We start from the raw sequence: 19,815 nt of genomic DNA, 5'->3' as shown, positions 1-19,815 counted from the left end.
TCACACCACCGCCCCGGAGAACACCTCGGAGACACTCGGCAGGAAGCCCTGCTCGTGCCCGGCCGCGTTGGGGTGGTAGGACTCCTCGGTGGGGTAGGAGAGCCCGTTGATCCACGGTTGCGCACCGCAGACCCCGTGTCCGGTGAACTCCTCGGTCACGTCCACGAACGAGAAACCGGCCCCGCGCGCCCGTTCCCCCGTGACCCGGTTCAGCGTGTCGGCGGCCTCGTTGAGCCGTTGACGCTCGAACGAGGTCAACGGCGAGAGGCAGGGGCCTGTTTCGAACAGCCTCGGGTACCCCACCACGGCGACCCGCGCGGAGGGAGCCGCCGCCGCGATCGCGTCGTAGGTGTCGTCCAGCAGCTCCGGAAGCTGTTCGACGATGTAGGTCTCCGCCTCGGAGATCGCCTGGTCACAGGACTGCTCGTCCTGGGTCGCACAGGTGGTCACCACCGGCCCGAACCCGGCGTCGTTGCCGCCGACGGAGACGGTGACCACATCGGTGCTCTCGCTCAGGGCCGTGACCTGCTCGGTTCGCACCCCCTCGGTCTTGGCGCCGGCGCAGGCGACGAAGGAGAAGGAGTCCGCCCCGACCTCCGAGGCCGCCAGGCTCGGGTAGGCCAACTCGCTCCTGCGGCAGTCGCCGCTCTCCGGGAGGTACTCTCCGGTACCCAGTCCGGAAGCGTAGGAGTCCCCGAGGGCGACGTACTCGAAGGGATCCGCCTCCGGTGCGGCACCGGCGAGTGGAGCCGACAGGGGGAGTAACGCCGTCGCGAACGCGGCGGAAAGACAACTGGACAGCGCTGATCTGCGCACGAGTCACCTCCGGTGGCCGTGATCGACTGTTCGTGACTATCAGCGATCGCGAGGCCACGAAAGGCGCACACGGGTGACCGGAGGAAAATCGCTACCTTCGGGTGATCACCACTGGGAAAAACGGCGCATCCGCCCGGGAGACGGCACTGTTCCGCCCGCAGCAACGGCACGACCGCGCTCCCCCGGTGGGGTGCTCCGGTTTTTCCGACCCCGCTCGGGCACGACGACCAGGCACCGTCACGAACTCCACCCGAACCGGGGAAAACGCAACGAAACAAAAAGAAGGACGGTCACGAAGCAACGAATTGCCGCAAAAAGCAACGGGTTCCGGCTGAAACAGTCGTTGTCACGACATAGCCTGTTGCCATGACAGCGGCCGTACCCGGCGTGCGTGACACGCCCTTCGAGACATCCGACTTCCTCGCGCTGGACGAGACCTACTCCACGCACAACTACCACCCGTTGCCGGTGGTGCTCGCGACGGCGTCCGGATCCCGGATGACCGATGTGGACGGTCACAGCTATCTGGACTTCCTGGCGGGCTACTCCGCGCTGAACTTCGGACACCGCCACCCGGACCTCGTCGCCGCGGCCACCGAGCAGCTCGGGCGTCTGACCCTGACCAGCAGGGCCTTCCACCACGACCAGTTCGGACCGTTCTGCCGCGAACTGGCCGAACTCACCGGCACGGAGATGGTGCTGCCCATGAACTCCGGGGCCGAGGCGGTGGAGTCGGCCCTCAAGGTCGCGCGCAAGTGGGCCTACCGGGTGAAGGGGATCGCCGAGGACCGGGCCGAGATCATCGTGGCCGGCTCCAACTTCCACGGCCGTACCACCACGCTCGTCTCGTTCTCCACCGACCCCGAGGCACGCGCCGACTACGGTCCCTACACCCCCGGTTTCGTCGTCACCGAGTACGGTGACGCGCGGTCCGTGGAAGAGGCCATCACCCCGCGCACGGCCGCCGTGCTGGTGGAACCCATCCAGGGCGAGGCCGGCGTCGTCGTCCCGCCGCGGGACTACCTGCCCCGGTTGCGGCGCCTGTGCGACGACAACGACGTGCTGCTGATCTGCGACGAGATCCAGTCCGGACTGGCCCGCACCGGCGAGCTGCTGGCCACCGACCACGAGGGGGTCCGCGCCGACCTGTACACACTGGGCAAGGCGCTCGGCGGAGGCATCCTTCCCGTCTCGGCGGTGGTGGGCAGCCGCTCCGTCCTGGGAGTCCTCCGGCCCGGCGAGCACGGCTCCACCTTCGGTGGTAATCCGCTGGCCTGCGCGGTCGGACGTGCCGTGATCGGCCTGCTCTCCGACGGAAGCTTCCAGCAGCGCTCCCGTGAACTGGGCCAACAGCTGCACGACAGACTCGACGGCCTGGTCGGCCGGACGGTCACGGCCGTCCGTGGTCGTGGGCTGTGGGCCGGGGTGGACCTCCCCCCGGAGGGCCCCACCGGGCGCCAGGTCTGCGAACGCCTCCTCGAACACGGTGTGCTGTGCAAACAGACCCAGGACAACACGCTGCGCATCGCCCCGCCGCTGGTCATCAGCGAGGAGGAGCTCCACGAGGGGCTCGACGCGGTCGTGAGGGTGCTGGACGGGAACTGATCCGGAGACGGTCCTTCCTCGTGGTCCGCCCGCCGAGCCCGCTCCGTCGGGCGGATCACGACCTGGCCAGCTCCCGGGACAGGGCGGTCAGCCTGCTCAACGCACGCAGGTACTTCTTCCGGTACCCGCCGGCCAGCATCTCCTCCGTGAACAGGGCCGACAGCGAACTCCCCGAGATACGCACCGGTACGGCACGGTCGTAGAGCCGGTCGACCAGCGCGACCAACCGCAGAGCCACGCTCTGGTTGGGGGCCGCGTGCACCCCGCTCAGGTGCACGGCGGTGACCTCGTCGACCATCCTCCCGTACTTCGACGGGTGGACGCGCTGCAGGTGCGCGCACAACTCCCCGAAGTCGTCGAGCGTGCTCCCCGGAGTCCGGTGGGCCAACTCGACCAGCTCGTCCTCGCCCAACGGCTCCGGCGGCTCGGGGAAGTCCCGGTGGCGGTAGTCCGGTCCGTCGATGCGCACCACCGTGAAACGTTCGGCCATCGCGTGGATCTCACGCAGGAAGTCCACGGCGGCGAACCTGCCCTCCCCCAGCTTGTCCGGCAAGGTGTTCGAGGTCGCGGCCACCCGCACCCCGGCCTCGGTGAGCTTGGACAACAACTGGGTCACCAGCATGGTGTCGCCGGGGTCGTCGAGCTCGAACTCGTCGATGGCCAGCAGACGGTGCTCCGAGAGTCGGCGTACCGCCTCCCCGAATCCGAGCACCCCCACCAGATTGGTCAGCTCGACGAAGGTGGCATAGGCCTTCGGCCCCTCCACGGCGTGCCACATGGACGCCAGCAGGTGGGTCTTGCCGACACCGAACCCGCCGTCCAGGTACAGACCCGGCCGGAAACCGTCCTCCCCCGCTGTCTTCCTGTTCCCCCGACCGAACAGCGCGCGCAGCCACGAACCTCCCCGGCTCGTTCCCCGCCCGATCTCGGAGACGAACTCACGGCACCGCGCCACCGCCTCGGCCTGGCTCGGCTCCTCGGGGTTCGGTACGTAGTTGTCGAGCCGAACCCCGTCGAAACGCGGCGGCGGTGCCAGCGCGGCCACCAGTTCCTCGGAACCGAGCTCGGGGTGACGTTCCACCAGGCGCGGGGTGCTCATGGGGGAACTGTAACCGTTCCTCCGACGACGGTCCTCGGCGTGCTGAGATGGGGCAATGCACCAGCTGTGGCCCATTCCCACGACAAAACCGGTGGACAGCGAGTTCACCGACGTCGAAACCCTGGAAAGGATCTACGCCTACCCCACGGAACTGGACCGCCCGTGGCTGAGGGTGAACTTCGTCTCCAGTCTCGACGGCGCGGTCGCCGTGGAAGGCAGCTCCCGCGGGCTGTCCAGCCCCACGGACCAGCGGGTGCTGGCCCTCATCCGGGACCTGTCCGACGTGGTGCTCGTCGGAGCGGGCACCGCGCTGGCCGAGGGGTATCGCGGGGTGCGCCGCACCGAGGTCCGCAGCAGGCGACGTCGGGAGCGCGGACTGGACGAGGTGCCCCCGATAGCCGTGGTCACCGCCCGTGGCTCGGTCCCGGCGGACTCGCCGCTGGTCACCGACACGGTCGCCACCCCGATCGTGGTGACCAGCGCGGCCTCCCCCGCGGAGTGGCGTCACGAGCTGACCCGGGCCGGAGCGGACGTGATCGTCGCCGGAACCGAGGAGGTGGATCCGCCGCGCGTCCTCCGCGCGCTGGCTGAACGCGGCCTGTACCGGATCGGGTGCGAGGGCGGTCCCGCCCTGTTCGGCTCGCTCGTGGCCGCCGATGTGGTCGACGAGCTGTGCCTGACGGTTTCGCCCCTGCTGACCGCGGGCAGAGCCAGTAGGATCGCCGTCGGCGACGGTGTGGAAGCGCCCCGGGGAATGCGGCTGCTGTCGGCACTGCGCGCCGATGACTCCGTACTTCTGCTCCGCTACGGGAGAGCCGCGGAATGACCGAGGGAGTCGACGCCGACGAACGGGCAACGGAGCGTGTCCCCGACGACAGCGCTCTGCTCATGGCCGCCAAGGAGGGCGACACGTCGGCGTTCGACTCGCTGGTGCGAACCCACACGAACCGGCTCTACCGGGTCGCCCTGCGCATCGTGGACGACCCGGTCGAAGCCGAGGACGCCGTACAGGAGGCCTGGGTCTCCGCCTGGCGCGCGTTGGCCACCTTCCGTGGGGACGCCGCCGCCTCGACGTGGTTGTACCGGGTGGTCACCAACGCGGCGTTGAGCCAGGTCCGCAAGCGGAAACCGACCGTTCCGCTGGACCTCGCCGAGGAGTCGCCCCTCGCCGCGGTGTCCCCCGAAGGCACGGGGGACCCGGAGGGAACGGCACTGCGGGAGGAGGAGACTCGACGGGTGCACACCGCCATAGCGCGGCTCGAACCGTCCCAGCGGTTGCCGCTGGTGCTCCGCGAGCTGGAGGGCATGTCCTACGAGGAGGTGGCCGAGGTGTTGGAGGTCAACATCACCGCCCTGCGCTCCCGTCTGCACCGGGCACGGCTGGCGCTGCTCACCGAGTTGAGGGAGGTGCCGTGAACGTGGAAACCCCCGTGTCCGACCGGCCCCTTCCGTGCGGGCACCGCACCGGCGAACTCCTCGACTACCACCTGGACGGGGAGAACACCGCCCTGGAGCAACACCTGGCCACCTGTCCGCACTGCCGGGCCGAACTGGCCGAGATCGCCGAGCGCTGGGGGGCGGTGCGGCGCGCAGCCGAGACGCCGGTACGGGCCCCGGAGGGGCTGCTGGAACGGACGCTGGCCGTGCTGCGGGAGTCCCGGGACCACGAGACCGGCGAGTGGGTGGAGCTCCAACAGGAACGCGGCAGGCTCTACATCCGACCCACCGCGACCGTGTCCCTGACGCGCGGGTTGGTCCGGCGGATCCTGCGGGAGACCCCGGAGCTGGCCCTGCTCTCCTGCGTCCCGGAGGGGCGGGTGCTGCGCGTGGACCTGGTGGCGACCTATCCGGCGGCGGCAGGGCGTCTGTTGCCCGAACTCCGGCAGCGGATCGAGGCCGGGCTCGTGGAGCACCTGGGGGTGAGTGCCCCGGAGATCACCGTACGCCTGGCCGACGTGGCCCCACCCGCACGGAACGAGCACGAACGATGAGCACCCGAGTCATATCCCCCGATCGGGGGGTATTCCGGAACGAGCCGGAAGGGCGGGAACGGAACTAGCATCTGACCGGACACACGGTCACCACCGTTGCCGAGAACAACCGACAGCTGCCAACGAGACCCGCGGAGGGAACCATGAGTCAGTCCGGTGGCACCCAGAACACGAGCACCTCCGGTTCCACACGGTCCGGCACGGACCAGCCCGGATCGAGCGAGGCCGCCGCCAGCATCCCGGAGTCCCGTTCCGGTGGCACTCCGGCCCGACTCGCCGACGACACCAGCCAGGGGAAAACGAGCATCTCCTCCTCCGTGGTGCAGAAGATCGCGGGAATAGCGGCACGGGAGATCGCCGGGGTCTACTCGATGGGCGGCGGGGTCTCACGCGCGTTCGGCGCCCTGCGGGAACGCATTCCCGGCGGCAGCGGCAGCTCGAACGTCTCGGGAGTGCAGGTCGAGGTCGGCGAACGCCAGGCGGCGATAGACCTGGACATCGTCGTGGAGTACGGGGCGGCGATCGTGGACCTCGCCCGGGCGGTGCGGCGCAACGTGATCCACAGCGTGGAGCGCATGTGCGGCCTGGAAGTCACCGAGGTCAACATCTCGGTCAACGACATCCACCTGCCCTCGGAGGACGAGGAGGAGAACGGCGGCAACGGAGGCGGGTCACGGGTGCAGTGACCCGGAGGGGCCACGGCCGGCCCGGTCGTGTCCCCTCCCCCTCCCCGGAGGAGAACCCCATCGCACACGTCCCGACACGGGGAGACGACGTTGAACAGTGAGAACACCCCGGAGACCCGGAGCAGTCCGGCCGAGCGCCTGGCCGAGGCGGCGCTCGGCCATCCCTGCGTGGTGCGGTTGGACGGTGGAGAGCACGGCACACTCGCCACTTACCTGCCCGGGCGACGGGTCACCGGAGTGCGGTTTCCTCCGGACGGCCCACCGGAGGTGGGAGTGGTACTGCGCCTGTCCCGGCCGGTGCCCGAGATCGTCACCGAACTGCGCGCCCGACTGGAGGAGCTGGCGGGGCAGGAGGCCGTGGACATCACGGTGACCGACGTGATCGCCCCCGAGGAAGCGCCCTCCCCCGAACCCTCGACGGGGAGACCCGATGACCGGGACGGATGAGTACACACGGGACCGCTCCGCGGCCCGTGCCCGACTGCGCGAGTTCGTCCGCACACATCACCCCGACGTGGGCGGGGACCCCGAGACCTTCGCCGCGGGCATCGCCGCGTTGCAGCGCGGACGGGACGAGGCCGACGGGTTCTCTCCCACCCCGCCGACGACCCGGCAGGTCCGCACCGGGGACACGGTCGTGATCGTCCGCCGGGACGGTCTGCGCGGGCTGCTGGCACGGCTGCGGGAATGGCGGAGCCGTCGGAGACGCGGTCCCCGGGTGCTCTGAAGCACCGGCTGCGTTGAACAAGCACACAACACCGAACAGGAAGGTTCTCGTGGTGAACGCGACACAGACCGGTTTGCTGGCCGGACTGATACTCGGCGTGGCGGTGGCCCTGGGGGGTTTCACCGCGTTCCTGATCACCGCGGCCGTCGGCGTGCTCGGTTTCGCGGTGGGCCGCTTCGTGGACAACGGCATGGACGTCGGTGAGCTGTTCGGACGGGGCAGGGACCGTTGACCGAGACACTGGACACCCCCCACTCCTCGGCCGGACCCGAGGGGCGCTCCACCGAGGCCTCCGAGCGCGGGACGCTGCGGATCGACCGCGAGGTGCTGCGCAAGATCGTGGAACACGCGGCGAACCTGGAACCCGACTGCGTGGACACCCCCCGACGCTTCGGCACGGGGGGACACGGCACGAGCGCCCGGGTGAGCGGCCCCGACCGGGGGTTGCGGATACGGCTCGACCTCGCGCTGCGCTATCCCGCACCGGTGGCGGCCACCGTCCGCGCCCTGCGCGAGCGGGTACGAACCGAACTCGACCGCATGACGAACTGCCGGGTGCACGCGATCGACGTGCGCGTCAACGCCCTGGTCCCCGACCCCCGGAAACCCCGAGTGGATTGAGCGATGCGCCTTGTCATCCGGTTGCTCACGGTGCTGCTCGGCCTGGTGCTGCTGGCCGCGGGAGCGCTGCTGCTGACCGAGATCGTCCTGCTGACGATGTTCCCCGACGTCACCACCCCGCTGCCGGACACCTCCTCCCTGGAGGACGAGCTGAGCGCGGTGTCCTGGAGGTCCACCGTCGTCCGGACGGGAGCGGCCGTCACGGCGGTGCTCGGCCTGGTACTGCTGTGGTTCTCGCTGCGTGCGGGGCGTGGTGAGATCCGGCTGCACGACCCCGCCGAGGGCGTGACCGTGGTCACGCGTCCCCGTTCCCTGGCCAGGGTGGTCGGCCACCGGGTGCGTGCCGAGCAGGGGGTCGCGAAAGCCACCGTGGTCGCTCGACGCGGAGCGGTACGGGTGACCGCGGTCGGCGACGGTGAGGAGTCCGAGGACCTGGAACACAGACTGCGGGAGACGGCACGCACCGCCGTGGACGAACTTCCGCTGGTCTCCGCCCCGAAAGTCTCGGTCACGGTTCGTCCGGCGAAACGGGACTGAGCCCGCACACCCCCGAGGAGCCCACAGTGGAAACGGAACGAGCCAACGCCCCCCGCGACGGCGCCGGGAACTCCGCACGGCTGCTGGGGAGAACGGTCGCCCTCGAACGGACGGTGACGGCACTCGTGGGAGCGCTGGCCCTGTTGGTCGGCACGTTCGTGCTGCTGGTCGGAAGCGGTGCGTTGGGCACCTACCGAGCGAGACGTCCCCTGCTGGACCCGCTCGCCCGGCGCTGGATGACGGAGCAGCCCCGTCTCGCCCTGGCCGCCACCGTGGTGCTCGGGATCGTGCTGGTCGTGCTCGGTCTCTGGTGGATCGTGCGCGCGTTGCGTCCCGAGTCGCGGCCCGACTTCCGCGTCGGGGAGGGCGGTGACGGTCGGATCTCCCTGTCCGGCAGGGCCCTGGCCGAGGCGATCCGCACCGACGCCCACGAGGTCACCGGGGTCGTCGGCGCTCGGGTACGCACCACCGGCACTCAGCGACGTCCCGGGATCCGCATGGTGCTGTCCCTGCGCGACGACACCGACGTACGCGGGGTCTGGGAGGAACTGGACCACAAAGTGCTCTCCCGGGCACGCGGCGCCCTGCAGACCGAGGTTCTGCCCACCGCGATCCGTCTGGAGCTGGACCGCTCCCGGGAACCGAGAGTGCGATGAGGCTCCGCCGCGGTCGTCGCTCAGGCGCGTCGTCCCGTCCTGGTCGCCCCGACGGAGGCGGCCACCACGCAGGCCACGGCCAACCACTGCAACGCCCCCAGCGTCTCGTGCAGCACGGCCAAGCCGGCCAGCGCGGCCACGGCGGGCTCCAGGCTCATCAGCACCCCGAACACCCTGGCCGGAAGGCGTCGCAACGCCTCCAGCTCCATCGAGTAGGGGATCACCGAGGACATCAGCGCCACCACGAGTCCCGCGGCCAGCACCCCGGGGCGCAGCAACGCCGTGCCGGACTCCACCACACCGAGCGGCAGCACCAACAACGCACCGACGGCCATCCCCACGGCGAGTCCCCTCCCGCCGGTGGTCCGGTCACCGAGTTTGCCCCCCATGACGATGTAGCCCGCCCAGCACGCGGCTGCCAGCAGCGCGAAACCGACTCCGACGGGATCGAGCCCTCCGTCCATCCCGGACAGCAGCAGCACGCCGACGGCGGCGAGCGCGGCCCACACCACGTCGAGCCCGCGCCGCGAGCCGAGCACCGCCACCGTCAACGGGCCGAGGAACTCGATGGTGACGGCCACTCCGAGGGGGATGCGTTCGAACGCCAGGTAGATACTGGTGTTCATCCCGGCCAGCACCGCACCGTAGCCCGCGACCACGAGGAAGGTACGCGGCTCCATCCGCGGTGAGGGCCGCCACACCAGCAGCAGTACCGTCGCGGCGACGGTGAGGCGGATCGCGCTGATCCCGAACGGCCCGGCGAGCTCGAACAGGCGTTTGGCGAAGGCCGCACCGACCTGGAGACTGATCATCCCGGTCACCACGAGCAACGGTGGCGGAGCGGCCGCGAACGCCCTACCGGACAACCTGCCGAGCTCCGCGACGGATCCACGTCCGGTCGGGGCCTCTTTCGCGCGCTCCACGTCGACCTCGCACTCCCTTCAGCCCGGGTATCACCATCGACGGCTCCGGAACCACCGGGCCAGCGCCCCCGGAACACCGACCGGAGAATATGCGAACCGAACGGCGGGGACGCCGTCCCGGGCGAACCCGCTCCCCCGTTGATCACGGCGCCCGTGCGATGCTTCGAGCCGGAACCACCCGCGGAAACGAGTCCGCGCGAGACTCCCGCCACCGGACAGCGTCGCAAAGGAGTTCCCGTGTCCCCCACACGCCTCGTCGGACGGATCTGTGCCGTGCTGGTACTGCTGGCGGTCCCCGCCTGTTCGGCCGGCCCCTCGGACCGTCCGGCGGTGGCCCAGCGGGGTGAGCAGCAGCAGGTTCCCCCGGAACGGGGCTCCCCCGGGCCACGCTCCCTCCCGCCGCTGGGGCCGCAGGGCCGGCAGGCGATCGACTGGCACGACTGCACCGCGAGCACCAGGAACGAGCTGGACGGAGCCGAGCCCGCCGAGGACACGCGTTTCTCCTGCGCCCGCATGAGCACCGCTCTGGGCTCCGACCGGATGCGGTACGGCGGAACCATGCGCATCGCCCTGCTGCGGGTGGGCACGGGAGGGATCCCGCTGGTGGTGGTCAACGACGTTCGCGGGGAGCCGGGCACCACCTTCGCGGCACGGCTGGCCACCCGGCTTCCCGAGGAGATGCTGCGCGAGTTCACCCTCATCGGGGTGGACCGCAGGGGAAGTGGCGAGTCCGAGCCGCTCGACTGCGTTCCCCCGGCGGACCGCGCCACCCTCACGGGGTTCGACCCGCAGGCGGAGAGCAGGTCCGAGCTGGACGAACTGCTGGACTCCGCGCGTTCGGCCAGCAACGAGTGCCTGCTCGACCTGGAGCGCCGCGCCCAGACCTATGACACCCGGCACACGGCCGAGGATCTGGAGGAGCTGCGCGTCGAACTGGGAGTGCCCAGGTTGCACGCCATCGGGCGTGGCGAGGGCTCACGGGTGCTGACGACCTACGCCCGGAGGTATCCCGACTCGGTCGGGAGGATGGTGCTGGACGGTGCCCCCGATCCCGTGCTCGACCCGCTGGCCCGCGCCAAGAACCAGGCCCGCGGCGCCGAGAGAACCTTCGACAGGTTCACCCAGTGGTGTGAAGGACAGCAGGACTGCGCGTTGGGCGATCCCCCGCGGGAACTGGTGCAGCGACTGCTGCGGAAGGCACGCGAGGCCGAGTTGCCCACGACGGCCGAGGCCCTGCGTCCCGGTGAAGTGATCCGCGCCGTGCTGGGCGGGTTGACCGACCGGAGTTCGTGGCCCCGTCTGGGTGCGGCCCTCGCCGCGGCGGACAACGGAGACGCCACCGAACTGGGTTCGTTCGTCCGCGACCCGGTTCCGGCACCGACCGAACTGGACGCCCGCATGATCACCAAGTGCAACGACACCATGGTGCGGCTTCCCCCGGAACGGGCCACCGACGTCGTTCGGCAGTGGGTGAACGAGCTCCCCCTGTTCGGTGGGCTCTTCGCCCAGGAGCTCGTTCAGTGCTCACCGTGGCCACGCCCGCAGGAGGCGCTTCCCTCCCCCGGAACCGGGGACCTTCCTCCGGTACCGGTGATCACCACCGAACACGATCCGTTCCTGCCCGCCCAGGGCGGCGAGAAGCTCGCCAACAGCCTCACCCAGGGGATCACGGTGAACTGGCTGGGAAGCGGCCACGGAGCGCTCGGGCGGTCCGACTGCGTGACCGGGATCGTCGAACGGTTCTTCGGTGAGGGCAGCCTCCCCGCCCCGGGAACGACCTGCCCGGCCTGACGGGCCCCGAGACGACTGTTCCGGGCCGGTGACGAACACCGACCCGGAACCCGGGTGTCGGTCAGCAGCTGCTGCAACACCCACAGGACGGTCCGCTGCAGCTGCTGCAGCAACTGCAACCGCCGAAGTGAGTCTCGGTGGTGGAGTGCACTGCTGTCTGTTCCATGACGGCCTCCCGATCGCAGGAACTTCCACCGGGGGATCCTGCCCCCGACGGACACCCGGGAATACCGCCGGACGAGGGATACCGCTCTTTGGGCAGCGGGGAGCGTGACGACTCCCGGGTGAAAGTCACGCACGGACCCGTGCCGGGAGTTACCGTGTTGCCATGCCACGTGCCGAGCACGGTGAACCGGACGAGCCGGCCGGCCGTTTCGCCGACGACCTGATCGGACTGGACCCGCACGACCCCGAGACCAAGGAGTTCGCCGCGCATCTCGACCGCATGGAGCGGTGTGACTCCAGGGCGACCGTGGAGGGGATGCTGCACGGCGTCGGGGAGTTCGCGCACAGCGCGAACCGGCTGCGTGGACAGCGCAGGCTGCTGGCGGTCCTGGTGGTCGCCCTGATCCTGTTCGGGGTGGGGTTCACCGTGTGGAATGTGCTGGTGTACGTGTTCGCCAGCTGAGCACGGGCGGCGACGGCGCACTGGTTCCCTCCCACGACCTCACGGCCCCGACGAGCCACCCGGAAGGATTATCGTGGGGGTATGGATCCGGTAACGGGAACCACTCCCAGCGTCGCCAAGTCCGAACAGCAGTGGCGGGAGCAGCTGGCTCCCGAGGAGTACGCGGTACTGCGCGAAGGCGCGACCGAACGCCCCTACAGCGGGGAGTACGTCCACGAGAAGAGCGAGGGTGTCTACGAGTGCCGGGCCTGTGGGGCCGAGCTCTTCCGCAGTTCCACCAAATTCGACTCGCACTGCGGATGGCCCTCGTTCTGGGATCCGGCCGACTCGGACGCGGTGCTGCTGCGCGAGGACCGCTCGCACGGCATGGTCCGGGTCGAGGTGCTCTGCGCCTCCTGCCACAGCCACCTGGGGCACGTCTTCGAGGGCGAGGGCTATCCCACCCCCACCGACCAGCGCTACTGCATCAACTCGGTCGCGTTGCGCCTGGTGGACAGCGAGACCGGCTCCGCGACGTGACCCGGAGCACCTGCTCCCAGCTCATCCGGAAGGTGTAGTAGGAAACCGGCTCCTCCCGCCCGAGCGCGGTGACCCCGGCCACCGTCTCGACCGTGAAGCCGTGTCGGGCGGCGAGTTCCCGGAGGAAGTCGAGATCCCCGGAGGTTCCGAAGAAGACCAGCATCCGGCCCCGTCGGGTGAGACGGCTTCGGACCCCGTCGAAGAACGCGGTCAACGCCCGGTAGCCGGGGTCGGTGGTGGCCCTTTCCGCCATGTCCCTGGCGGGGAACCAGCGGAACGGGAGATCGAAGACGACCAGGTCGAACCGCCCCTCCACGGGTTCGAGGACGTCGCCCGTCACGGCCCGCACCCGCCCGGCGACCCCGTTGCGTTCGGCGTTCTCCTCGGCAGCGCGGACGCCGGTGCCCCGGCGAAGACCTCGTGGTTCAGGGCAGTCGGGCGAGCAGCTGCTCCACGTCCACCCGGGGACCGGTGTAGAAGGGAGTCTCCTCCCGGACGTGCAGCCGCGCCTGGGTCCCCCGCAGGTGGCGCATCAGGTCGACCAGGCGGTACAGCTCGTCCGCCTCGAAGGAGAGGATCCACTCGTAGTCGCCCAGCGCGAAGGCCGGGACGGTGTTGGCGCGCACGTCCGGGTAGTCCCGCGCCTCCTTGCCGTGTTCCACGAGCATGTCCCTGCGCTCGTCGTCCGGCAGCAGGTACCACTCGTAGGAACGCACGAAGGGGTAGACGCACACGTAGGCCCGGGGCTCCTCCCCCGCGATGAAGGCCGGGACGTGGCTCTTGTTGAACTCGGCGGGCCGGTGCACCGCCACATTGCTCCACACCGGGTCGCTCGCCCTCCCCAGCGGGGTCTCCCGCCGGAAGGCCGTGTAAGCCGCCTGCACGTCCTCCACGCGCGGAGCATGCCACCAGATCATGAAGTCCGCGTCCGCCCGCAGCCCGGACACGTCGTAGACACCGCGCACCACGACACCGGAGGAGTCCTCCAGACCGTCCAGGAACTCCCTGGTCGCGGCCGTCGCCTTCTCCCTGTCCTCGGGTAGTTCCCCGGGTCGTACCCGGAACACCGACCACATGGCGTAGCGGATCGTCTCGTTCAGTTCGGCGTAGTTCAGGCGGGCCATGCCCTCAGTCTGCCACCGGGCGGCACGCCCGCCGTGGAGAGGTCAGTCACGGGACAACCGCCCGGCGATCCGCCGCGCGGCCGCCTCGCCGGTGCCCACGCACGCCGGCACCCCCACGCCGTGCAGCGCCGCCCCGGCGACGGCGAGACCGGGCACCCGGTCCACGGCCTCCTCCACGGCGGCGACCGTCTCCGTGTGACCGACGCCGTACTGGGGGATTCCCCCTCCCCAGCGCGTCACGACCGTCTCGACCGGTTCCGCCGTGATCCCGGTCAGCTCGGCCAGATCGGCGCGCACCAGCCGCAGCAGTTCGGCGTCGCTTCCGCGCAGCTCGGCCGGATCTCCCCGGCCCACCGAGGCCCGCACGAGCGGCTCACCGCCACTGCCGCGCAGGTGCGGCCACTTGGTGCTGGAGAAGGTGAAGGCCTTCGCCGTGAAGGGTGTGCCGTCGGCGTGCCGTTCGCCCCGGGCCACCAGCGTTCCGGAGGAGTCCGGCGGTTCCACCCCGGCGGGCAGGGCCATGCCGACCACGGCCATGGAGGCCTGTCTGATCCGTCCGAAACCGACGGAGGCCTCCGGAGCCACCTCGGCGAGCAGGTCCCGGGCCGCCGGTGGGGGCACGGCCAGCACCACCGCGTCGGCCGTGACCGTCCGGGGTCGGTGGGCGCCACCCACGACCAGCTCCCAGCTCCTGCCGGAGCGGTGCAGTTCCCGCACGGGAAGTCCCAGTTCGACCGTGGCCCGCGCCCGTTCCGCCAGTCCGCGCACCAGGGTGTCGTAACCGTGCGCGAAAGTGCCGAACACCGGGGGGCGCTGTCCGGTGGCGGGGGACGGGGCGGGCGCGGCCCTGCCGGCCGCCTCGGTCAGCGAACGCGCCCCCGCGTCCAGCGCCTCAGCCAGGGCGGGCATCGTCGCGCGCAGTCCCAGCTCGTCGGCGGATCCGCCGTAGACCCCACCGAGCAGGGGTTCCACCAAGCGTTCCACCACCTCGGTGCCGAACCTGGAGCGCAGCAGCCCGCCCACGGAGACGTCGGTGCCCTTCTCCCACCGTGGCGGGAGGAGTTCGGTCTCCCGTTCGACGTGCCGACACCCCTCGGGGGACAGCACGGAACGCACCGCCTCGGCCGAGGTGGGTACCCCCATGAACATCCCGCTCGGCAGCGGAAGGGTGTGTCCACCCGCCCGGATCCGCGCCGAGGCACCGCTCGGGTGCACCAGCTCGGAGTCGAGTCCCAGCTCCTCGGCCAGTCGGAGCACCTCGGGCCGCCGGGCCAGGAAGGCCTCCGCCCCGAGGTCGTAACCGCTGCCCGCGATCCGGTACGTGTGCAGTTTTCCTCCGAGCCGGTTCGCCCGGTCAACGAGGACGATCTCCGCCCCGGGGCCCAGCAGGGTGCGCAGACGGTGGGCGGCGGTCAGACCGGAGATCCCACCCCCCACCACGGCAACACGGCTCATGCGGGGTCCAGCCGGGCCGTGCGACTCACGGAGTGCACGTACTCGACGATGCCGGTGAGCACGTCCGGGTCGGTGTCGGGCAGCACCCCGTGTCCGAGGTTGAACACGTGCCCACCCGCGGAGCGCCCCTCGGCGAGGATGCGATCCACCTCGTCCCGCACGGACTCCCAGTCGGCGAACAGCACGGCCGGATCGAGGTTGCCCTGCACGACGGGCGGTTCGCCTCCCGCCGGGGTGATCCGCCGCACCGCGCGGTCCAGCGGCACCCGCCAGTCCACGCCGAGCACGCTGGCTCCGCACTCCCACATGGAACCGAGCAGTTCTCCCGTGCCGACCCCGAAGTGGATGCGGGGAACCCGGTCGTCGGTGTACTCGGCCACTCCCCGCAGGATCCTGTCGGTGTGCGGGCGCACGTAGGTGGCGTAGTCGCGGGGGGAGAGCGCCCCGGCCCAGGAGTCGAACAGCTGGACCGCGTCCACGCCCGCGTCCAGCTGCACCCTCAGGAACTCGAGGGTGTTCTCGGCGAGCTTGCCGAGCAACGCGTGCCAGGTCTCCGGCTCGGAGCGCATCAGGGCCTTGGTCCGCTCGTGGTTGCGGCTGGGACCTCCCTCGACCAGGTAGGAGGCCAGCGTGAACGGGGCTCCGGCGAAACCGATCAGCGGGGTCTCGCCCAACTCGTGGACCAGCAGCCGCACCGCCTCGCCCACCCCGTGCACCTGCTCGGCGCTCAGCCCCGGCAGCGCGGCCACGTCGGCCGCCCCGCGCACCGGGTGGTTGACCACCGGGCCGGTCCCCGCGACGATGTCCAGCTCCACCCCGGAGGCGTACAGCGGCAGCACGATGTCGCTGAACAGGATCGCAGCGTCCACTCCGTGCCTGCGCACGGGCTGTAGTGTGATCTCACAGACCAGCTCCGAGGTGAGGCAGGCGCGCAGCATCGACACCCCTTCCCTGGCTCTGCGGTACTCGGGCAACGAGCGCCCCGCCTGGCGCATGAACCACACCGGGGTGTGCGCCGGTGTGCCCCCACGTGCGGCCACGAGCAACGGCGCGTCGTCGAGCCGACGGCGGTTCGACGCGTTCGCGGGAAGGCTCATGAAAACTCCCCGGGTCGGAGGGACTGGCGGGCGTGGGATCACGCCCGGATGGTGTGCGGGGCCGCACGTCCGTGGCGGGCGGTGTGGCAACCCGGCTGGTCGCGCCGGAGCGGACGGCGGGCGGACCGGAACGAGCCACTCCGCCACCGGCGGCACGGATCCGTGACGACGGTTCCGAGGTCATGTTCGCACGCCGGGCACACGGAGAGTCGGCCGGTCCTGTGGTGGCCGGTCACACCCGGGACACGTGCCGCACCGTTGCGTGAGGATCCGACTTCGTTCGAAGGAACTTGTGGATGATCCACGGCGTGGCGCGGACGACCGGAGGCGAGGTGGGCTTACAGTTACGTGCCGTGACCGATATGTCGGCGATTCCCCTGGTTTTTCGGGACGCGGTTGCCGCGTTGACGTCCCCCTCGCCGCGTGGGGAGATCGAACTCGACGAACTCCGCCCCCCGAAACGCCTCGCCCCGTGGACCTACGCCCTCGGAGCCGAGACGTGTGGCCCCGGGGGCACGGAGGCCACCGCACGGCTGGTGTTGCTGCACGATCCGAGCGGGCAACCCGAGTGGGAGGGGGTGCTGCGCCTCGTGGTGTACCTGCGTGCCGACCTCCCCCGGGACCTGGCCCACGACGGGGCGACCTCCGAGCTCGGCTGGTCCTGGCTGACGGGGGCGCTGCGCTCCTGTCACGCCCCGTACACGGCGCTCGGGGGGACGGTCACGCTGTCCTCCTCCACCGGATTCGGCCGGCTGGCGACTCCGCAGCCGGAGCACGAGCTGGAACTGCGGGCCTCCTGGACCCCACCGGACGAGGAGCTGTCCGCCCACGCGCGGGCCTTCCACGAGCTGGTCTCCTCCGCGGCGGGGCTGCCTCCGGTGGGGGTGCGTATGCCGGGCCACCGTCCTCCGAGCTGAAGTCCGCGCACCGACCCCGGCGCCGGACACCGGCCCGGGGCCGGGTCAGCAGCGGCTCCCCCGGAGGGGCCGCCCCCATCTTCTCTCGCGGCTTGACAGTTGTAGCTACAACTTCATCCGAGGAAGCAGTCATCGCCACATATTTCCCGGGATCCGGGAAACCTGTTCCCGAACGGGAAAATCGGCAACAGCGGCCGGATATCTCACTCCACCCCGCCACGGCGGAACACAGCCCCGAGCCTCCGGCAGCCCCCTCCCCGGACGGAGGGCCGCCCAGGGGACTCCGAAAAATCCTGTATCGATTGAACACGCAGCGGCGTTAACACTGTTTCCGAATTCCACCCAAAAGAAGTAGTAAGCGTCACAGCGAAGGCAACTCGATCGGGATACATACCCGTTTGATCGTCCCCATAATCCGCTCAGACGGTTACGCTACAACTTGAACGACACCACTTTCGGTCGATCAGTGGCGCGGCTGATTGGCCGAGAGTCCCGGTGCCGGTCGGGGGGCACGACCGACTCCAGGGAGGTAGTGACGTGGCTGCCGTCGGCTTAGGTCAGGCCGCTCGTACCACGCCAGCCGGCACACTGCCGGCGAACATGGTTCCGCATCCGCGGGAAGAGCTGTTCACGGTGCTCGTGGTGGACGACCATCCGCTGCTCCGGGAGGCCATCTCCTCCCGGCTGCTGCAGATGGGAGCCGGCACGGTGCACGAAGCCGCATCCATGGCCGAGGCCAAGGCACGCGCCTTGGCCACGGGCCCGTGCGATCTAGCAGTGCTCGATCTGGGGCTGCCGGACGGGACAGGCGTAGACCTGGTTACGGAATTACGTAGCCAGGGTTGGCCACGAATAGTGGTGCTCGCCTCCTCCGACGACCCGTACGCGGTCAGGGCCGCTTTCCAGGCAGGGGCACAGGCGTACCTGCTGAAATCGGCCTCACCGACGGTCGTGACGGACGGGGTGCGCCGCGTACTCGACGGCGGGGTCTACGCCGACCCGAACGTGGCTCCGGTGCTGGCCGCCGGTACCAGGGTTCCCGGTACCGACAACACACCTCGTGAGCTGTCCGCTCGGGAGATCGAAGTACTGCAACTGGTGGCCGACGGCCGATCCAACAAAGAGATCGGCGAAACCCTCAATTTGTCCGCGCTCACGGTGAAGAGCCACCTGTCGCGGATCGGGCGCAAGTTGGGTACCGGTGATCGTGCGCAGATGGTCGCCTTGGCGATGCGTGCCGGGGTGATTCGATGACCGAATGAACACCGGTTCGGTCCGGGACCGACGAAAATCGGACCATTTGGTCCCCTCAGTCGATAGAGGGACGTATCGTCTGGGAGCCGTGGATGCTGTTCACTCCGATTCCGTCGACCCGGACCGAACCGAACCGGTCCTGCTGACACGTCCCTCGGGCGGGGTGCCGCCCGTCGTCGAGCAACCCCGTTCCCTGCGACTCGCCGCTGCGGCGATAGCCGCGGGCAGCGGGCCGATCGCGATCGACACCGAACGGGCCTCGGGCTACCGGTACTCGCAGCGGGCCTACCTGCTGCAACTGCGCCGGAACGGCACGGGGACGATGCTGATCGATCCGGTCGCGTTGTCCGGGGAACTGGGGCCGCTCGTCACAGCGCTGGACGAGACCGAATGGATACTGCACGCGGCTTCCCAGGACCTGCCGTGCCTGGCGGAGCTGGGCATGTACCCGAAGAAGCTCTTCGACACGGAACTGGCGGCGCGGCTGGCCGGCTACGAGCGTGTCTCCCTCGGGGCTCTCGCCGAGCGGCTGCTGTCCTACCGCTTGGAGAAGGGCCACGGGGCCGCCGACTGGTCCCGCAGACCGTTACCGCGCAACCTGCTGGCCTACGCCGCCCTCGACGTGGAACTGCTCGTGGAGCTGCGTGCCGCCCTGTGGGAGGAACTGGACAGGCAGGGCAAGCTCGACTGGGCGTTGCAGGAGTTCGAAGCCGTGCGGACGGCCCCTCCCCCCGCTCCGCGTCCCGAACCGTGGCGACGCACCTCGGGGATACACCGACTGCGCGACCCGCGTCAGCTCGCTCGGGTGCGCGCGCTGTGGCAGGCGCGGGACGAGGTGGCCCGACGTCGGGACCTTGCTCCGGGGCGGGTGCTGCCCGACAAGGCGATCATCCAGGCCGCCCAGCAGAACCCGCGTACCCGTGAGGAACTGGTCGCGTTGCCGGTGTTCGGGGGCAAACAACAACGCAGACGGGCCTCCCAGTGGTTCGAGGCCCTGGAGGAGGCCCGGGCTCTGCCCGAAGACCGACTCCCCGAGGTCTCCCCCGCCCACGACGGGCCGCCCGCGACCAACAGGTGGTCCGAACGGGATCCGGCGGCGGCCGCCAGGCTGGCCGCGGTGCGCGAGGTGCTGAACGGGATCGCCGAGGCGAACACCGTTCCGGTGGAGAACCTGCTGCTGCCCGAGGTGGTCCGTAGACTGTGCTGGCAGCCACCGGCGCTGGTGGAGGAGACGGAGGTCGTGCGGTTCCTCCGGGAGTCCGGCGCCCGACAGTGGCAGATCGGGCTGACCGCCTCCGGGATCACGGCCGCCCTGCGGGAGGCCGCCTGAGCCCCTCAGTCGGCCGTCTCCCGCCGGGAACCCGGCAGG

24 protein-coding genes are annotated in these 19,815 nt (G+C 70.3%); 17 read left to right on the top strand and 7 right to left on the bottom strand.

Annotation, left to right across the window (positions count from 1 at the left end):
• Positions 1-816 carry an SGNH/GDSL hydrolase family protein gene (locus CEP50_RS00710; protein ID WP_258174622.1) on the bottom strand — a complete coding sequence of 272 codons (816 nt, stop codon included), beginning with the start codon at positions 814-816 and terminating at the stop codon, positions 1-3.
• A gap of 366 nt (positions 817-1,182) precedes the next feature.
• Between CEP50_RS00710 and rocD the strand changes: the two genes are divergently transcribed.
• Positions 1,183-2,421, top strand: a complete 1,239-nt coding sequence (gene rocD / locus CEP50_RS00705) for an ornithine--oxo-acid transaminase (protein ID WP_106111965.1) — start codon at positions 1,183-1,185, stop codon at positions 2,419-2,421.
• Between the two features lie 55 nt (positions 2,422-2,476).
• Here the strand turns inward: rocD and zapE are convergent, their stop codons facing one another.
• On the bottom strand, positions 2,477-3,520 hold the full coding sequence (gene zapE, locus CEP50_RS00700) for a cell division protein ZapE (protein WP_106111964.1): 1,044 nt from the start codon (positions 3,518-3,520) through the stop codon (positions 2,477-2,479).
• 55 nt (positions 3,521-3,575) lie between these two features.
• Here zapE and CEP50_RS00695 point away from each other — a divergent pair, with 55 nt between their 5' ends.
• From CEP50_RS00695 to amaP, 10 genes are all read left to right on the top strand, one after another.
• A complete protein-coding gene (locus CEP50_RS00695; RefSeq protein ID WP_106111963.1) occupies positions 3,576-4,346 on the top strand; it encodes a pyrimidine reductase family protein in 771 nt (256 codons plus the stop codon).
• Positions 4,343-4,936, top strand: coding sequence for an RNA polymerase sigma factor (locus CEP50_RS00690; protein ID WP_106111962.1), 594 nt, complete (start codon positions 4,343-4,345; stop codon positions 4,934-4,936). The genes CEP50_RS00695 and CEP50_RS00690 overlap by 4 nt, the downstream gene beginning before the upstream one ends.
• Positions 4,933-5,511, top strand: a complete 579-nt coding sequence (locus CEP50_RS00685) for an anti-sigma factor family protein (RefSeq protein ID WP_106111961.1) — start codon at positions 4,933-4,935, stop codon at positions 5,509-5,511. Before CEP50_RS00690 ends, CEP50_RS00685 begins: the two co-directional genes overlap by 4 nt.
• Positions 5,512-5,654: 143 nt before the next feature.
• Positions 5,655-6,197: an Asp23/Gls24 family envelope stress response protein gene (locus CEP50_RS00680; protein WP_106111960.1), complete on the top strand. Its 543-nt coding sequence runs from the start codon at positions 5,655-5,657 to the stop codon at positions 6,195-6,197.
• Positions 6,198-6,287: 90 nt separating this feature from the next.
• Positions 6,288-6,644 carry a hypothetical protein gene (locus CEP50_RS00675; RefSeq protein WP_106111959.1) on the top strand — a complete coding sequence of 119 codons (357 nt, stop codon included), beginning with the start codon at positions 6,288-6,290 and terminating at the stop codon, positions 6,642-6,644.
• Positions 6,628-6,924, top strand: a complete 297-nt coding sequence (locus tag CEP50_RS00670; protein ID WP_106111958.1) for a hypothetical protein — start codon at positions 6,628-6,630, stop codon at positions 6,922-6,924. The genes CEP50_RS00675 and CEP50_RS00670 overlap by 17 nt, the downstream gene beginning before the upstream one ends.
• Before the next feature lie 52 nt (positions 6,925-6,976).
• Positions 6,977-7,156 carry a DUF2273 domain-containing protein gene (locus CEP50_RS00665; RefSeq protein WP_026448889.1) on the top strand — a complete coding sequence of 60 codons (180 nt, stop codon included), beginning with the start codon at positions 6,977-6,979 and terminating at the stop codon, positions 7,154-7,156.
• Entirely contained in the window at positions 7,153-7,545 is a 393-nt protein-coding gene (locus tag CEP50_RS00660) for an Asp23/Gls24 family envelope stress response protein (RefSeq protein WP_106111957.1), read from the top strand. Before CEP50_RS00665 ends, CEP50_RS00660 begins: the two co-directional genes overlap by 4 nt.
• Before the next feature lie 3 nt (positions 7,546-7,548).
• Entirely contained in the window at positions 7,549-8,082 is a 534-nt protein-coding gene (locus CEP50_RS00655; protein WP_106111956.1) for a DUF6286 domain-containing protein, read from the top strand.
• A 26-nt stretch (positions 8,083-8,108) separates the two neighbouring features.
• Positions 8,109-8,738 (top strand): alkaline shock response membrane anchor protein AmaP, encoded by a 630-nt coding sequence (gene amaP / locus CEP50_RS00650; protein ID WP_106111955.1) that lies wholly within the window; start codon positions 8,109-8,111, stop codon positions 8,736-8,738.
• Between the two features lie 20 nt (positions 8,739-8,758).
• On the opposite strand, the gene CEP50_RS00645 is transcribed toward amaP, so the two are convergent.
• Entirely contained in the window at positions 8,759-9,661 is a 903-nt protein-coding gene (locus tag CEP50_RS00645; RefSeq protein ID WP_106111954.1) for an EamA family transporter, read from the bottom strand.
• Positions 9,662-9,898: 237 nt separating this feature from the next.
• Between CEP50_RS00645 and CEP50_RS00640 the strand changes: the two genes are divergently transcribed.
• From CEP50_RS00640 to msrB, 3 genes are all read left to right on the top strand, one after another.
• Positions 9,899-11,452, top strand: a complete 1,554-nt coding sequence (locus tag CEP50_RS00640; RefSeq protein WP_258174621.1) for an alpha/beta hydrolase — start codon at positions 9,899-9,901, stop codon at positions 11,450-11,452.
• 328 nt (positions 11,453-11,780) lie between these two features.
• A complete protein-coding gene (locus tag CEP50_RS00635; RefSeq protein ID WP_106111952.1) occupies positions 11,781-12,080 on the top strand; it encodes a hypothetical protein in 300 nt (99 codons plus the stop codon).
• An 81-nt stretch (positions 12,081-12,161) separates the two neighbouring features.
• Positions 12,162-12,599 (top strand): peptide-methionine (R)-S-oxide reductase MsrB, encoded by a 438-nt coding sequence (gene msrB, locus CEP50_RS00630; RefSeq protein ID WP_106111951.1) that lies wholly within the window; start codon positions 12,162-12,164, stop codon positions 12,597-12,599.
• On the opposite strand, the gene CEP50_RS00625 is transcribed toward msrB, so the two are convergent.
• The 4 genes from CEP50_RS00625 to hemE form a co-directional block, all read right to left on the bottom strand.
• Complete coding sequence (locus CEP50_RS00625; RefSeq protein ID WP_146134708.1) at positions 12,547-12,939, bottom strand: hypothetical protein; 393 nt, start codon at positions 12,937-12,939, stop codon at positions 12,547-12,549. The two genes, msrB and CEP50_RS00625, sit on opposite strands and share 53 nt — an antisense overlap.
• An 85-nt stretch (positions 12,940-13,024) precedes the next feature.
• Complete coding sequence (gene hemQ / locus CEP50_RS00620; RefSeq protein ID WP_106111949.1) at positions 13,025-13,723, bottom strand: hydrogen peroxide-dependent heme synthase; 699 nt, start codon at positions 13,721-13,723, stop codon at positions 13,025-13,027.
• A 42-nt stretch (positions 13,724-13,765) separates the two neighbouring features.
• Positions 13,766-15,178: a protoporphyrinogen oxidase gene (gene hemG / locus CEP50_RS00615; protein WP_106111948.1), complete on the bottom strand. Its 1,413-nt coding sequence runs from the start codon at positions 15,176-15,178 to the stop codon at positions 13,766-13,768.
• A complete protein-coding gene (gene hemE / locus CEP50_RS00610; RefSeq protein WP_106111947.1) occupies positions 15,175-16,275 on the bottom strand; it encodes a uroporphyrinogen decarboxylase in 1,101 nt (366 codons plus the stop codon). Before hemE ends, hemG begins: the two co-directional genes overlap by 4 nt.
• Before the next feature lie 353 nt (positions 16,276-16,628).
• Here hemE and CEP50_RS00600 point away from each other — a divergent pair, with 353 nt between their 5' ends.
• The 3 genes from CEP50_RS00600 to CEP50_RS00590 all read left to right on the top strand — a co-directional run bounded on the left by CEP50_RS00600 (position 16,629) and on the right by CEP50_RS00590 (position 19,776).
• Positions 16,629-17,192 (top strand): DUF3000 domain-containing protein, encoded by a 564-nt coding sequence (locus CEP50_RS00600; RefSeq protein ID WP_106112254.1) that lies wholly within the window; start codon positions 16,629-16,631, stop codon positions 17,190-17,192.
• A 537-nt stretch (positions 17,193-17,729) separates the two neighbouring features.
• Positions 17,730-18,446, top strand: coding sequence for a response regulator (locus tag CEP50_RS00595; RefSeq protein WP_033401494.1), 717 nt, complete (start codon positions 17,730-17,732; stop codon positions 18,444-18,446).
• Between the two features lie 88 nt (positions 18,447-18,534).
• A complete protein-coding gene (locus tag CEP50_RS00590; protein ID WP_106111945.1) occupies positions 18,535-19,776 on the top strand; it encodes a ribonuclease D in 1,242 nt (413 codons plus the stop codon).
• Positions 19,777-19,815: the final 39 nt, after the last annotated feature.

This window comes from Actinopolyspora mortivallis, assembly GCF_003001495.1.
Classification (GTDB): domain Bacteria; phylum Actinomycetota; class Actinomycetes; order Mycobacteriales; family Pseudonocardiaceae; genus Actinopolyspora; species Actinopolyspora mortivallis_A.
This window is presented reverse-complemented; position numbering and strand designations above follow the sequence as displayed.

Coding starts and splice junctions, on each gene's coding strand:
- CEP50_RS00635 (WP_106111952.1), top strand. CDS start 11,781: ATGCCACGTGCCGAGCACGGTGAACCGGACGAGCCGGCCGGCCGTTTC.
- CEP50_RS00695 (WP_106111963.1), top strand. CDS start 3,576: ATGCACCAGCTGTGGCCCATTCCCACGACAAAACCGGTGGACAGCGAG.
- rocD (WP_106111965.1), top strand. CDS start 1,183: ATGACAGCGGCCGTACCCGGCGTGCGTGACACGCCCTTCGAGACATCC.
- hemQ (WP_106111949.1), bottom strand. CDS start 13,723: ATGGCCCGCCTGAACTACGCCGAACTGAACGAGACGATCCGCTACGCC.
- CEP50_RS00680 (WP_106111960.1), top strand. CDS start 5,655: ATGAGTCAGTCCGGTGGCACCCAGAACACGAGCACCTCCGGTTCCACA.
- msrB (WP_106111951.1), top strand. CDS start 12,162: ATGGATCCGGTAACGGGAACCACTCCCAGCGTCGCCAAGTCCGAACAG.
- hemG (WP_106111948.1), bottom strand. CDS start 15,178: ATGAGCCGTGTTGCCGTGGTGGGGGGTGGGATCTCCGGTCTGACCGCC.
- CEP50_RS00655 (WP_106111956.1), top strand. CDS start 7,549: ATGCGCCTTGTCATCCGGTTGCTCACGGTGCTGCTCGGCCTGGTGCTG.
- zapE (WP_106111964.1), bottom strand. CDS start 3,520: ATGAGCACCCCGCGCCTGGTGGAACGTCACCCCGAGCTCGGTTCCGAG.
- CEP50_RS00670 (WP_106111958.1), top strand. CDS start 6,628: ATGACCGGGACGGATGAGTACACACGGGACCGCTCCGCGGCCCGTGCC.
- hemE (WP_106111947.1), bottom strand. CDS start 16,275: ATGAGCCTTCCCGCGAACGCGTCGAACCGCCGTCGGCTCGACGACGCG.
- CEP50_RS00690 (WP_106111962.1), top strand. CDS start 4,343: ATGACCGAGGGAGTCGACGCCGACGAACGGGCAACGGAGCGTGTCCCC.